14 protein-coding genes and 2 pseudogenes are annotated in these 13,975 nt (G+C 32.4%); all 16 read right to left on the reverse strand.

Annotated features, from left to right (window positions below; translation table 11 throughout):
• Nucleotides 1-8: 8 nt before the first annotated feature.
• Nucleotides 9-1,025: a glycosyltransferase family 10 domain-containing protein gene (locus ES948_RS07085; RefSeq protein WP_152184255.1), complete on the reverse strand. Its 1,017-nt coding sequence runs from the start codon at nt 1,023-1,025 to the stop codon at nt 9-11.
• Nucleotides 1,019-1,582 carry a CatB-related O-acetyltransferase gene (locus ES948_RS11160; RefSeq protein WP_152184256.1) on the reverse strand — a complete coding sequence of 188 codons (564 nt, stop codon included), beginning with the start codon at nt 1,580-1,582 and terminating at the stop codon, nt 1,019-1,021. The genes ES948_RS07085 and ES948_RS11160 overlap by 7 nt, the downstream gene beginning before the upstream one ends.
• Nucleotides 1,569-2,423, reverse strand: a complete 855-nt coding sequence (locus ES948_RS07095; RefSeq protein ID WP_152184257.1) for a hypothetical protein — start codon at nt 2,421-2,423, stop codon at nt 1,569-1,571. Before ES948_RS07095 ends, ES948_RS11160 begins: the two co-directional genes overlap by 14 nt.
• Nucleotides 2,416-3,198 (reverse strand): sulfotransferase domain-containing protein, encoded by a 783-nt coding sequence (locus tag ES948_RS07100; protein WP_152184258.1) that lies wholly within the window; start codon nt 3,196-3,198, stop codon nt 2,416-2,418. The genes ES948_RS07095 and ES948_RS07100 overlap by 8 nt, the downstream gene beginning before the upstream one ends.
• 36 nt (nt 3,199-3,234) lie before the next feature.
• Nucleotides 3,235-4,716: a lipopolysaccharide biosynthesis protein gene (locus ES948_RS07105; RefSeq protein ID WP_152184259.1), complete on the reverse strand. Its 1,482-nt coding sequence runs from the start codon at nt 4,714-4,716 to the stop codon at nt 3,235-3,237.
• On the reverse strand, nt 4,717-5,442 hold the full coding sequence (cysC, locus tag ES948_RS07110; protein ID WP_152184260.1) for an adenylyl-sulfate kinase: 726 nt from the start codon (nt 5,440-5,442) through the stop codon (nt 4,717-4,719). It lies immediately after the preceding gene.
• Nucleotides 5,443-5,513: 71 nt separating this feature from the next.
• Nucleotides 5,514-5,819 (reverse strand): type II toxin-antitoxin system PemK/MazF family toxin, encoded by a 306-nt coding sequence (locus tag ES948_RS11200; protein ID WP_425505070.1) that lies wholly within the window; start codon nt 5,817-5,819, stop codon nt 5,514-5,516.
• 3 nt (nt 5,820-5,822) lie between these two features.
• Nucleotides 5,823-7,262, reverse strand: a pseudogene (gene cysN / locus ES948_RS07115) (sulfate adenylyltransferase subunit CysN); the annotation flags it as partial.
• Nucleotides 7,262-8,173, reverse strand: a complete 912-nt coding sequence (gene cysD, locus ES948_RS07120) for a sulfate adenylyltransferase subunit CysD (protein WP_152184261.1) — start codon at nt 8,171-8,173, stop codon at nt 7,262-7,264. The pseudogene cysN and the gene cysD, both read right to left, overlap by 1 nt.
• Complete coding sequence (gene cysC, locus ES948_RS07125) at nt 8,173-8,781, reverse strand: adenylyl-sulfate kinase (protein WP_152184262.1); 609 nt, start codon at nt 8,779-8,781, stop codon at nt 8,173-8,175. Before cysC (ES948_RS07125) ends, cysD begins: the two co-directional genes overlap by 1 nt.
• Before the next feature lies 1 nt (nt 8,782).
• Nucleotides 8,783-9,538, reverse strand: coding sequence for a 3'(2'),5'-bisphosphate nucleotidase CysQ (gene cysQ, locus ES948_RS07130; protein ID WP_152184263.1), 756 nt, complete (start codon nt 9,536-9,538; stop codon nt 8,783-8,785).
• The gene (locus ES948_RS07135) at nt 9,528-10,538 is read right to left on the reverse strand and encodes a GDP-L-fucose synthase family protein (protein WP_246153842.1); all 1,011 of its coding nucleotides are present in this window, start codon (nt 10,536-10,538) and stop codon (nt 9,528-9,530) included. Before ES948_RS07135 ends, cysQ begins: the two co-directional genes overlap by 11 nt.
• Before the next feature lie 99 nt (nt 10,539-10,637).
• Nucleotides 10,638-11,006: pseudogene (locus tag ES948_RS11070) on the reverse strand (type II toxin-antitoxin system PemK/MazF family toxin); the annotation flags it as partial.
• An 8-nt stretch (nt 11,007-11,014) separates the two neighbouring features.
• Entirely contained in the window at nt 11,015-12,160 is a 1,146-nt protein-coding gene (gene gmd, locus ES948_RS07145) for a GDP-mannose 4,6-dehydratase (protein ID WP_152184265.1), read from the reverse strand.
• A 1-nt stretch (nt 12,161) separates the two neighbouring features.
• Nucleotides 12,162-13,490, reverse strand: coding sequence for a mannose-1-phosphate guanylyltransferase/mannose-6-phosphate isomerase (locus ES948_RS07150; RefSeq protein WP_152184266.1), 1,329 nt, complete (start codon nt 13,488-13,490; stop codon nt 12,162-12,164).
• On the reverse strand, nt 13,483-13,788 hold the full coding sequence (locus ES948_RS07155; protein ID WP_152184267.1) for a MarR family EPS-associated transcriptional regulator: 306 nt from the start codon (nt 13,786-13,788) through the stop codon (nt 13,483-13,485). Before ES948_RS07155 ends, ES948_RS07150 begins: the two co-directional genes overlap by 8 nt.
• Between the last annotated feature and the right edge of the window lie 187 nt (nt 13,789-13,975).

The following is a 13,975-nucleotide window of genomic DNA, read 5'->3' on the forward strand; positions in this document are numbered from 1 at the left end:
AAAAAACATTATATTATATCCTTCTGTAATTGTAAATCCTTCATAACTTCATTAACTATCGTTTCGGCAAATACTTCTGCTCGAAAAGGGTCTGCTTGAGGTGAGTTTAAAAAATATTCTATAGCATTCAAATATTCAAAATATCTTTTCTCATCCATATTTATCATATACTCATACAACTCTTCAAAAGTATCAAACTCTCGTTTATCTATAAAACATTCTTTTGGTATATGATTAGTAACATTTTTCGCACCCCAATATATTGGGATACACCCTGCAAAAAAACAATCAAATATTTTTTCTGTTATATAACCATTTTGATCTTTAATATTTTCATAACAAATAGCAAACTTATAATTTTGCATAGTTTCAAATTTTGAGTCAACCATACCTTTATATGATGGAAATAAATCCTTTTTTCTTAAAAATTTAAACTTGTTTAAAACTCTACCTAAAAAACTATGACCAAATCTATACTGATCCCATCCTGTACCATATAAGTCGAAGTCTTCTGGATGAGTTTTTTCAAACCATCTTATAAACTCAACTCTTTTTGTATAAAGTTCATCTGGATGATTTGCAAATTTATTTCCAGCTATTGCACAACACAGCTTTTTATCTTGAAATTCCTTTGGAATTGTTTCAGGTATATCAAATGCATAATTTATTTTAAAATACTTCTTATTATCTATCATATCATCATTCCAAGTAAATATTTTTTTAAAATATTTATGCTTTGATTTATCTACTAATCCAATGTCTACATGTGGGCTTTCTAAAAGCAATAAATAGCTTTTTTTATAATCATAAGCTATAAATTTTTGTTGAAGACCATTATATATTATAATGTCAGATTTATTTGGTTTATTAATATCATATGTTGATAAATCAATACTATTATATTTAAATATTTCTTTTAATTTAAAATAAAAAAATCCATAATTATCTCTATTTATTGTATTGTCTGCTATATCAAATATCTTATTTCCAAGGTTATATGTTTGGATAAAAGAAGCTGTTAACATTTTTCTAATTCCTTTATCTTCACCTTAGCCTCCCCTAAGTTTAGTTGCCACCATTTAGATTTAATCAATTGTTGGATTTTATCTTCTGGGAACCTATATCTAATAACTCTAGCAGGACTTCCAACAGCAATAGCATAAGGTGGTATATCCTTAGTAACTACACTATTTGCACCAATTACTGCTCCGTTTCCAACTTTTACACCCCTTAATATAACACTATCTGTTCCTATCCAAACATCATTTTCGATAACACATTCTTTTATTGTTAACATATCATAAGCATTATCATAAAAAAGTGAACTTGTTGAAATTTTTGTTAAATCATGCTCACCTTGACCTATAGAAACATTATTAGCAATAGAACAATATCTTCCTATTTGACTTTTAGTTATATTACAATTTCTACCTATATAAGTATAAGCTTTTATTCTTGTATGCATATCAATAGTAGTCATTTCACCAATAACAACATTATCATCTAAGTCAGCTCGGAATGATATGTTTTTCTTTTTCAGTATTTGAGAAACTAACTTGTTTATTATCTTAGTGAAAAACATTTTTTAATTTCTTTATAATTTTATAGCTTTTACTTATTATTTTTCTAATTTTAAATATTATAAATTCTCTAAATACCTCAGAATCAATACTTTCATAAATAGAACTGTATCCAAATAGCTTATTTGCATTGTTTAAATACTTATCATCATTTATTAACTTTTGCAAATTTTTTGAGGCATATCTTCTTTTTAACTTAACAACATCAGTACTGACATTTCCTCTTGAAAGATTTAAATCGCCTACTACATTTTGAGATGCAAACATATCTGCTTTTAAACTATTTAGTAATGGTATTTTTAACTCTAGTGCTATTTTGTTATAAACATCAAGCGGATTATCCCTAAAGCTCTCATATTTAAAAAATTTAATATTATTTTTGACAATATACTGAGTAAATTGTAAATAGTCAAAAGAAAAATCTGAAGGTTTTAAATTTTGAGACAAACATATATCTATAGCATCCCTTATAAAAGCAATTTTATTTACATTAAAACACTTTTCTAATAATAATAAATTTGTCGATTGATATATTGGTTTATTATTGTTTAGATAACTTTTTGTAAAATCAATGTATGACCAATCTCGTATAACAAGATGTTTATTATTTTCATCACACCATCTTTTTACTTCTTTAATCTGTTCTAAATAATCTTCAGACTTAACATCTATACCATACCATTCTTTAGCTTGCTCTTTGACAGAATAAATACCACCTTTTTTATTATGAATAGGGTGTACCTCTGATAGCACTACCAAACTATCTATATTACTCAAAAACCTATTTAAAAAAGTACCACCAGACCTAGCATAACAAAAAATAAATGCTATTGAATTATTCATTCTCATTCCTTATATATTTTAAAGAACTCAGATAATGTTTATGTCTCTGAATAATCTTGTTTTCTAAGGAAGAGTTCAATAAAGAACACCATTTTTCACTTTTTCCACTACGCATAAATTTTGCATTAACAGTATCACCTTTTTTTATAAACTCTTGTTTCTTTTTTTCAAAGCTTTGATTTTTAACGGTCTGTTCTAATATATTAGGATTAATATCTAAATTCAAAAAATTTATTACTTTCTCTAACTCTTTAAATGTATCATTAAGCATATCTTCATATTTAATCATTATACAGTTTGGATTATTCGTCCACCTTTCTATATGTTCACTCCAACTCCCAATCAAAGCTTTTGAGTCTTGTTTACCAATAAAATTATTTATTTTAATCTCTGTATTTCTTATCAATTGTACTAAAATATTACCTTGCCACTGTTTATTTAGTCTTTTTATTTCATAGTTGAAATACTTTCTGATGAAAAAATTATTTTTAACTTGTTCTTCAGTAAACATAGGATAATTAAAAAAAAATCCAGAAATCAACACATCTCTAACATCACGAACTATATATACAACTTTGTTTGATTTTACGATACTCTCAAAATTTTTAGAATCATGAATTTTATGAATTTTAAAATTTCCATTTCGTTTATCATTATCAGCAGTATTGATAATATCATTTGCTTGGATTGGAGAATTTGTAACTTCAGATAGTAACCTAGCCAACCATGTATTACCAGACTTTGGATATCCTACAACATATATATCATTATACAATTTTTATTCCTTTAATTGACATAATTATATTAATCATCATAAATGACTTTTTATATATCTATAATTAAATAAAACTTCTAAAACTATCAACACCAAGCTTGTTAATAAAACATTAAAAATAAAACTAAACCAACTTTTGCCGACAAACAATGTATTCATAACATATAAAGATATAGAAATCAATCCAATCATCATACAAAGTCGTATTAAATAAGTTCTGTTTATTTGTATATCAACTTTCTCTAATAATCTTTTACCTATATATATATTAAAAAAAATACTCACCACTAAAAATGATACTGGAATAGCAATAATACCTAATCGACCTATAAGTATTACTGAAAACATTGTATAAAAGATTCCTTCTAAAAGTACAGTATTGGATACAAATTTAATTTCATCAAATCCTAGTAATAAACTTCTCAGGAGTCTATTCATACTAAAAACAAATGCACTTAATCCAATAAAGGTAACAATACTTTGATTTAAAGCAATATCATTATCTATCCAAAAATGTATAAACATTATATTACTGCTAATATAAACTCCATATCCTACGATACCTATTAAAAAACTATATAAAATTATCTTTTTAGTATTTTTTTGAATTAATTCTTTGTTTCCCTCTCCAACTAAATGAGAAAATGGAGCTAACAAAGAAGCATTTAATACATTTAATGCTCTAAGAGTAATATCAATAACCTTTCTTGTAATATCATAAGCTGTAGTTAGTTCTGATCCTAAAAATGTTGTAATAATAATTGGATGTATATTCTCAACCAATCTATTACCAACTACTAAGCCAAAAAGATGTGGAGTAAATTTCAAGTATTCTTGCAAAACACCTAATTTTATTTGTGATTTTATATGAAATTTTTTATATAAAACAAAAATATAAAAACCACACAAAATCATTATTATAGATTCTGTTGCCAATAAACTTATAGGTAAAGACAATATCCCTACATCATTGTATAATAATACAATCACTAAAAAAATCCCAAAAAGATTTGACGCTATCATCACATATATACCAAATAATGGTTTTAACAAAGACCCCGCAAAACCTCTAAAAGAATTTGAAAAGAAAGAGAGAGAAGTTGTACTTAATGCTATATAAAATGCTATTTTAAAAACTTTTAATTCCTCTATTGGTATTTTCAAAATATTTTCCAACCAAAATGACAAAACAAAACCAAAACATAAAAATGCTATACTAATAACCACATAGATAACAACACTATTTATAAAATAATCACCTACTGCTTGAAAATCCTTTCTAGCATATGCTTGTGAGATCCGTTGTGTTGCCATCGTGCCAATTCCAAAGTTTATAATACTTAACAATGCGACAATACTAGATATCGTAACCCAATAACCATAATCTCCATAAGATATAAACTTAAAGTATAAAGGTAGTAAAAACAGCCCTTTAACTATAGCAATTACAGTAAGAATATATCCTCCAACTGCCTGAGTAATAAAAGCTTTTTTTCTACTTGGTTTTGTATGGTTCATCTATTTTATACACTCTTTTTTTACATACTTAACAATAATTTCAACAGCTTCATCAACAGAAGTTATTGTCGTATCTACAACTATTTCAGCATGTTGTGGTTCTTCATAGACATCATTGACTCCTGAGAAGTTTTGTAGTTCACCTTTAAGAGCTTTTTCATAAACACCTTTGTAGTCTCTTTTTTTACAAGTTTCAATATCTGCTTTTACATAGACCACTACATTGTTCTTTACCATCTCCCTTATCGCTTTTCTACTCTCTCTGTAGGGAGAGACAAATGAAGCTACAGTTGAGACTGAGTTGTTTTGCAGGGTTTTTATGAGATGGCCTATTCGTTTCATATGACGGTTTCTATCTTCTCTTGTGTAACCTATGTCTGGTACTAAGTCCCGTATATCTTTTGAGTCGAGTCTCTCTAATGGTATTTGGAGCTTTTGCAGCTCTTCATAAACTCTATCTGCTATGGTTGTTTTTCCTGAGAGTGGCAAACCTGTAAACCAAAGGTTAAAAGGCTCTATCTTTTTCTTACCCCATCTCAGTTTTTGCCACACTCTCTCATGTGCCCAATAGAGTGCAATTTTTAAAACTGTCTCTATCATTCCAGCGGCAATTGCCAAATCAAGTCTTCCAAAGAATACATAAACAATGATGATGGTGGTGGTAGTAGCAACTATTCGCCAGCTAATACCTTTTACTATGCTTCTTTTGTTTGTCTCTTTATACAACTTGCCTTGCCTTTTTTAATTTTTTAGGTTATAATACTCATCTATATTCCCACTAGGGACCTCTCCCCCATTTATTGGGGAGTTACTAATCTAACAAATTTTTCATGTACTTCTTTCATCTTTTTACTAGTGATTTTTTTCTCAGTTTTATATTTTATTCTTTTTGCTGAGTATGTTCTGAGTTGAGAAAGTATCACATAGCTAGTTTTCCCTCCATGATGAACCTCTACATAAAATTTCTGATTATCTTTTTTCTTTGATGTTAAAGCAAATCCTAAAAACTGTTCTTTGTTAAATTTTTTATAAACAAGCACAGGTCTTAAAAACTCTTCCCCTTTGCCATCTTGCTCATACCCTATATTTTTTCCCATATTTATAAAAACAACTTCTCTTTCGTTAAAGTGTTTTAAAGCTTTTTTTATCTCTATAGACTGTTTCTTTTTATTCCAGACATCAAACATGTTTTCGTTTATATGCTTGTCACTCTCACGTGCTGCCACATCCACAATCATTCCAGCACCTACAGTATTGTTGGTAACTCTATCAACAATAATAAAGCTTCCCGTTTGACGGTTCTCTTTGTATTTGTCTGCTGCTATTGGTCGTGTGAGTGTTATTTTACATGATGCTATATCATTGAGTTGTAATTCACTGACTTGTTTACGTTTGTAAGAGTTTACATCGACTTTATAATTTATATGCTCTATATTTCCACTTATGACACTCGTTGCTCGTTTGATGTCATAACTCTTGCCAACTTGCATCGGCTTCTCATCCATCCATACAAGCATCACTTTTAAAGCGTTAGAAACTCTTGGCAGGTTTTTTGTATGTACCAGCATATCGCCACGGCTGATATCTACTTCATCCTCTGTTGTGATAGTAACAGCCATAGGAGCATAGGCTTCATCTGTTGTCGCACTACGATTTGCTTCCGTAATATCACCTGCATTGATGATACTTTTTACTTTTGTGGTTTTTCCAGAAGGCAGTACTGTTATCTCATCACCTACCTTTACGCTTCCAGCAGCGATAGTTCCACAAAAACCTCTAAAGTCTAAGTTTGGACGATTTACATACTGCACAGGAAGTCGGAACTCTTCCTCTTTTACTTCTTTACTTATATCCATAGTATCAAGAAGCTCTAAGAGAGGTTTACCACTATACCATGGTGTTTTGTTGCTTTTGTCAACTACATTATCACCATCAAGTGCACTCAGAGGAATGAAATATCTGTTTTTCATACCAAGTTCACTTGCCAGTACATTATAGTCTGCTTTTATCTTTTCATAAACATCTTCACTAAAGTCAACTAAATCCATCTTGTTAATAGCAACAATAACATGCTCTATACCTAAGAGGTTTACTATAAAGCTGTGACGACGTGTTTGTGTAAGGATTCCTTTTCTAGCATCTATTAAAATGATGGCAACATCTGCAGTACTTGCACCTGTTACCATATTACGTGTATATTGTTCATGTCCTGGGGTATCTGCGATGATGAACTTTCTTCTCTCAGTTGCAAAAAATCTATATGCTACATCTATGGTAATGCCTTGTTCTCGTTCACTCTGTAAGCCATCAACAAGCAGAGCCATATCTATCTTTTCACCTGTTGTACCATACTTAGAACTTTCACTCTCAACAGCTGCTAATTGATCATCAAATATCATCTTAGAATCATAAAGCATACGACCAATGAGTGTAGATTTTCCATCATCAACACTACCACAAGTTAAGAAGCGGAGCATATCTTTGTTTTCATGCTCTTTTAAATATGCTTCAATATCTAAAGAGATTTTTTCGTTTTGTACACTCATTAGAAATACCCCTCTATTTTTTTACGCTCCATAGCACCTTCACTATCTTTGTCTATAAGGCGACCTTCTCTCTCACTTGAAGTAGAGAGTAACATCTCACGAATAATCTCCGGCAGAGTTGAAGCCGTTGAGTTAATAGCACCTGTAAGTGGATAGCATCCTAGTGTTCTAAAGCGTACCATCTCTTTTTTAGCAGTTTTTCTAAGCTCTTCTGGCATTCTCTCATCATCTACAAGGATTTTAGTACCCTCATACTCTACTACTTCTCGCTCTTTAGCAAAGTAGAGGCTTGGAATAGGAATATCTTCTAGGTAGATATACTGCCATACATCAAGTTCTGTCCAGTTACTGATTGGAAAAACTCTTACAGACTCACCTTTGTTTATTTTAGTATTGTAAACATTCCAGAGTTCCGGTCTTTGGTTTTTAGGATCCCATCTGTGGTGTTTATCACGAAAAGAGAAAATTCTCTCTTTTGCACGGGACTTCTCTTCGTCCCGTCTTGCTCCACCTATAATGGCATCGTATCCACCTTGATTGAGTGCTTGTTTGAGTGCCTCTGTTTTCATGATGTCGGTATGTACAGCACTTCCATGAATAAATGGATTGATATCCATCTCAATACCTTCAGGATTTGAGTGCACTACTAGGTCAAATCCTAACTCTTTAGCACGATTGTCACGAAACTCTATCATCTCATGAAATTTCCATAATGTATCTACATGTAAAAATTTAAAAGGAGGTTTGGCAGGGGCAAATGCTTTCATAGCTAAATGCAGCATCACCGAGCTGTCTTTTCCTACGGAGTACATCATCACAGGGTTAGAGAACTCTGCTGCTACCTCACGCAAGATATGAATAGACTCTGCTTCTAATTGTTTTAGGTGGGTTAGTCTCTCTTTTGGTATCATTACTTATCTCTCCAAGTTATATAGTTATTTTTCACCAAATAATCTATAATTGTTTCACAGACTTGCTCTATTGAAATATTGTCATTTTTTATATGTATATCAGCGTTTAGTGGTGCCTCATATGGTGAAGTGATTCCTGTAAAATCACTTATCTCTCCGGCTCTTGCTTTTTTATAGAGTCCTTTTGGATCTCTTTGTTCACAAACTTCTAGCGGAGTATCTATAAATACTTCTACAAACTCTCCATTCTCTACTAGGCTTTGTACCATTTGTCTATCTTTTATAAAAGGAGATATAAAAGCTGTAAGAACTATCAGCCCACTATCTACAAAGAGTTTGGCAACCTCACCTACTCTTCTAATATTTTCTATTCGACTTTTATCATCAAACCCTAGATCACTGTTAAGTCCATGTCGTACATTATCACCATCAAATAGATAGGTAAAATTACCGTTATGGTATAAAATCTCTTCCAAAGCATTGGCTATCGTAGATTTACCACTTCCACTGAGTCCTGTAAACCATAATATACAAGGCTTTTGTCGTGTAAGCTTTGCTCTGTCTTGTTTCGTGATGTGACTTTGATGCCAAACAATATTATTAACCATACTATCTCACTACAAACCAAGGGTTTAAGAGATTTTCTTTGTTATAGAGCAGTGGTTCATCTCTATCAAACTGATAGGTCATTTTACCACTCTCACGCACTACTGCATCAGCTGCAGCTGTATCCCACTCCATAGTAGGTGCTAGTCTTGGGTATATATCTGCTATACCTTCTGCCACCATACAGAGTTTGAGAGAGCTTCCTTTGCTTATCTGCTCTATCTCTTTAGCATCAAGTGCATCTATAAACACTTGGGTTTCAGGAGAGAGATGTGATTTGGAAGCAACCACGTAGAGCTTTTCTTTTGGAGAAGTGTTTGTTTTTAGAGGTAATCTCTCTTCATTTTTAAATGCACCCTCACCCTCTTTGGCACTGTACATATCATCAAGAACTGGAGCATATACGACGCCAAGCACTGGTTTATCTTTATGAACCAAGGCAATATTAACAGTAAACTCACCATTTTTTTTGATGAACTCTTTTGTACCGTCAATTGGGTCTATACACCAGTAGTATTCCCAATCTTTTCTCTCTTCATACTCTACGGTTTTATTCTCTTCTGATAGTATTGGAATATTGGGATAGAGTTCTTCCAATGCTTTACAAATAATCTCATTGGACTTTGTATCTGCCTCTGTTAAGGGTGATTTATCATCTTTGTACTCTACACTAAAATCTTTTTTGTAGATTTCTAAAATGGCTTTTCCTGCTTTTTTAGCTATATTTTCTATATCTTTTCTCTCTATTTTATTTAGCATCTATATCCTCCAAATACCACTCATAAACTCTTCTAATTCCCTCTTCAAGTTCTACTTTATGTTTCCATCCAAGTGCATGAAGTTTACTAGGATCAGTTAGCTTAACCATAGTTCCATCCGGTTTACTCTCATCAAAATAGAGTTCACCCTCATATCGCACTATCTTTTTAATGGTAAGTGCCAACTCTTTTATGCTTATGTCTACACCTGTACCAATATTTATATGAGTATTACGTATCTCTTTGTTTTTTATACTATATGGAGTACAATTATCATTACTTCCATCATTTTCTATGTAAGTATCTTTAAAATCTCTGTTCTCTAGTAAGAATACACAAGCATCTGCCATATCTTCTGAGTAGAGAAATTCACGTCTTGGTTTTCCACTTCCCCAAATCTCTACTTGTTTTTCATTATTTAGTTTTGCTTCATGCATCTTTCTAAGTAGTGCCGGAAGTACATGTGAAGTTTCTAAGTCAAAGTTATCGTTTGGTCCATAGAGGTTTGTCGGCATTACAGAGATGAAGTTTGTACCATACTGGATGTTATAACTTTCACACATCTTTATACCTGCTATTTTAGCTATGGCATAAGGTTCATTTGTATATTCTAGTTCACTTGTCAAAAGGCTATCTTCTTTCATTGGTTGTGGAGCATTTTTTGGATAAATACAAGTACTTCCTAAAAAGAGAAGTTTTTTTACACCATTGAGGTAACTTTGATGAATGACATTATTCTGAATCTGTAGGTTCTCATAGATAAAGTCTGCACGGTAGGTATTATTTGCTACAATTCCACCTACTTTTGCAGCAGCGAGTATTACATACTCTGGTTTCTCTTTTTCAAAGAACTCTGCTACTGCTTTTTGGTCTATAAGGTCTAGTTCATCATGTGTTTTTAGTACTAAGTTATTATAACCTTTACTTTGAAGGTTTTTAACGATTGCACTTCCAACTAAGCCACGATGTCCTGCTACATAAATTTTGCTATTTTTCCCTATTCTATTGACATCATCTCTATTTTTAGGTAAAATAGGGTTACAAATTGCCTTCGTGCACTCCCCCTCCTCTTGGAGTGGGGTAACTATCAAGTTTATTAACTTTTCTTGAAGTTTTTTGAAGTAGCTTTTTGATATCTTTCCATCATAATATTTCGCTCTTTTTATATCAAACAATCTTACTTGACTTAGTATGGCATAACTGTTTTTACCTTTTTTGTATTCAAACTTAAAGTGAAACTTATCATTTTTTGACTTTGATGTTAGTGGAATACCTAAGAACACTCTATTATTAAACTTTTTATACACTAAAACCGGTCTAAGGAAATCTTCTCCTTTTCCATCTTGTTCGTATCCAACATTTACCCCCATCTTCATAAATATTATATGTCTTTGCTGAAACTTAATTATATTTTTTTGTGTATGGATAACTTTTTTTATATTATTCCAATTATCAAAATCTTTATACATCTACAATCCTACTCAAAATAATTCATTATAGTGTAACCACCATCTTTTAAGTACTGATCTTTTGTCATAAGTTTTAAATCACTCTTCATCATATCATCTACCAACTCTTTGAGTTTATACTCTCGTCTCCATCCGAGTTTTTGTTCTGCTTTTGTCGGATCGCCCAAGAGCAGATCAACCTCAGTCGGTCTGAAGTATTTCGGATCAACTGCCACAACTTCATCTCCGACTTGCAAGCTGTTGTTTTCAATGCCAAGTTCAACAAGTCTTGCTTTATCTACAAAACTGACAACTCCTTTTTCATCCACACCTTCACCTTTGAACTCCAACGCAATCCCTGCGTAGGCAAATGCCATCCTTACAAAGTCTCTTACCGCAGTAGTCTCACCCGTAGCTATAACCCAATCTTCTGGCTCATCAGCCTGTAGAATTAACCACATCATCTTTACATAATCTTTTGCATGTCCCCAGTCTCTTTTGGCATCAAGGTTACCAAGATAAAGTTTATCTTGCAAGCCCAAAGCTATTTTACTTGCTGCTCGTGTGATTTTTCTTGTTACAAATGTCTCACCACGAACAGGTGACTCATGATTAAAAAGAATGCCGTTACATGCAAACATCCCATACGCTTCACGGTAATTTACCGTTATCCAGTAGGCATACATCTTCGCTACAGCGTAAGGTGAACGAGGGTAAAATGGTGTTGTTTCACTTTGTGGTGTCTCTTGAACTTTTCCAAAAAGCTCACTTGTACTTGCCTGATAAATTTTTGTTTTCTCAGTTAAACCCAAAAGCTTTACAGCTTCTAAAATTCTCAGTGTTCCCGTTCCATCGGCATTTGCTACATACTCTGGTGTCTCAAAGCTTACCGCTACATGGCTCATAGCTGCTAAATTGTATATCTCATCTGGTTGTGTCTCTTGAATGATGCGGGTGAGATTCATAGAGTCTGTCATTTCGCCATAATGAAGAATAAAGTCACGATTTTCTACATGTGGATCTTGGTAGAGATGGTCAATTCTGTCTGTATTAAAAAGTGATGTTCTTCGCTTGATGCCATGAACTTCATACCCTTTTTTCAGTAAAAACTCCGCTAAATAACTTCCATCCTGCCCTGTAATTCCCGTAATTAATGCTACTTTTTTTTCTGCCATTTTACTCTTCCCTTCTAAAATCATCATCCAATCTCACTATGTCATCTTCACCGGTATAGCTTCCAACCTGTGCTTCAATTATAACCAACACGTCATTAGTTTCATTGGAGAGTCTGTGTACATCACCCGCTTTTATATAGGTAGATTCATTTTCATCAAGCATAAAAGTTGCTTCATTGATGGTGACTGTTGCCTTACCACTGACAACCACCCAATGCTCATTTCTAAACTTATGTTTTTGCAGCGAAAGCCTTTTGCCCGGTTTGACTTCTATTCGCTTGATTTTATAGCCATTGCTATCTTCAAGGACAGTATATGTACCCCATGGTCTATGCCCTGTTAAGTGAATATTTGGAAGTTCTGACTTGGCTTTCTTTAACTCTTGAACAATCTCTTTTACTTTTTGAGAAGAGCCTTTTTTTACCACCAAAAGTGCATCATCGGTATCTATGATGATACTATCTTTTATATCAATCGTTTTAACTGTTTTTTGCGAAATTATTAGATTATTGTTCTCATCATTTGGTAACTCTTGGGCAAGTGCATCAAAACTTCCTACATCTGACCATGCAATATCTGATGGGACAACCTTCACTCTAGTACTTTTTTCCATTACAGCATAATCTATGCTATCTTCTGGAATATTTTGCATATCATCATGCCCAATACGGATTACATCAGCTTTTTTAGCATTATTATATGCATTTAATGATGCCGTATATATCTCTGGAGAATATTTTTTGAGTTCCTCCAAAAAAGTTCCTGCCTTAAACATAAACATACCGCTATTCCAATAATAGTTTCCGGCATCAAGATATTTTTGTGCAGTTTGAATATCCGGTTTTTCATGAAAAGCTTTTGCATCCATATTATTAGCTTCTATATATCCAAAACCTGTTTCGGCAAATGTAGGCATAATTCCAAAAGTCACTAAATTATCATCTTCTGCTAACGCTTTTGCTTGCTCTAAAACCTTAGCATACTCATTTTCATCTTTTATGAGATGATCTGAAGGAGTTACTAAGACTATCTCATCTTTTTCTAAAGCAAAACATGTAAGAGCAATAGCAGGTGCAGTATTACGACCTTCTGGTTCTAATAGATACTTATTATTTTCTTTACTCAGTTCTTCTAGTTGATCAAGTGCTAAAAAATATTGTTCAACATTTGAAACAATAAATTGAGAATCACAAACTTTAGAATTTCTCTCAACTGTTAATTGAAACAGTGACTTATCGTCAAAAAGCTTCACAAACTGCTTTGGCATAAGTGTTCGACTTATCGGCCAAAGACGAGTTCCACTTCCTCCACAAAGAATAATATTAGTCATTTTTCAAATACTCCAACTCCTTCTGTAACTCTTCATACTCAGCTTTTTTTCTCTCTATAAACTTCTGAGTAAGATCTATTTTCGCACTTATACCCTCTTTTGTAAGAAGATATTTATACTGATTTTTATTTTTGTTTTCAAAGAAGTTTTCAGCTTTAATGAGACCTTTTTCTATGAGGGCTTTGATGACGTAGTTTACTTTTCCGACACTTAGGCTCAGTTCATCGGCTAGAGATTTTTGGCTCTTTGTTATTTCAATTTTTCTAAGCACATTGAGTGTTAGTTCTTCATTTTGCAATATTTGTTTCCTAAAAAAGTATAATATAAAATTCAATTATTGAATGATTGTAGTATTGTAGCTTTTTTTCTTACAAATGGCAAATTATGTTTTCTTATGTTATTCATGGAAATTAAAAAGAGGTGGTAAATTGTTGTGATTGTATTGAAGTGGTGGCCTGTCTCGGAATCGAACCAAGGACACAGTG

Origin of the sequence: Sulfurimonas indica (assembly GCF_009192995.1) — a bacterium.
Taxonomy (GTDB): Bacteria; Campylobacterota; Campylobacteria; order Campylobacterales; family Sulfurimonadaceae; genus Sulfurimonas; species Sulfurimonas indica.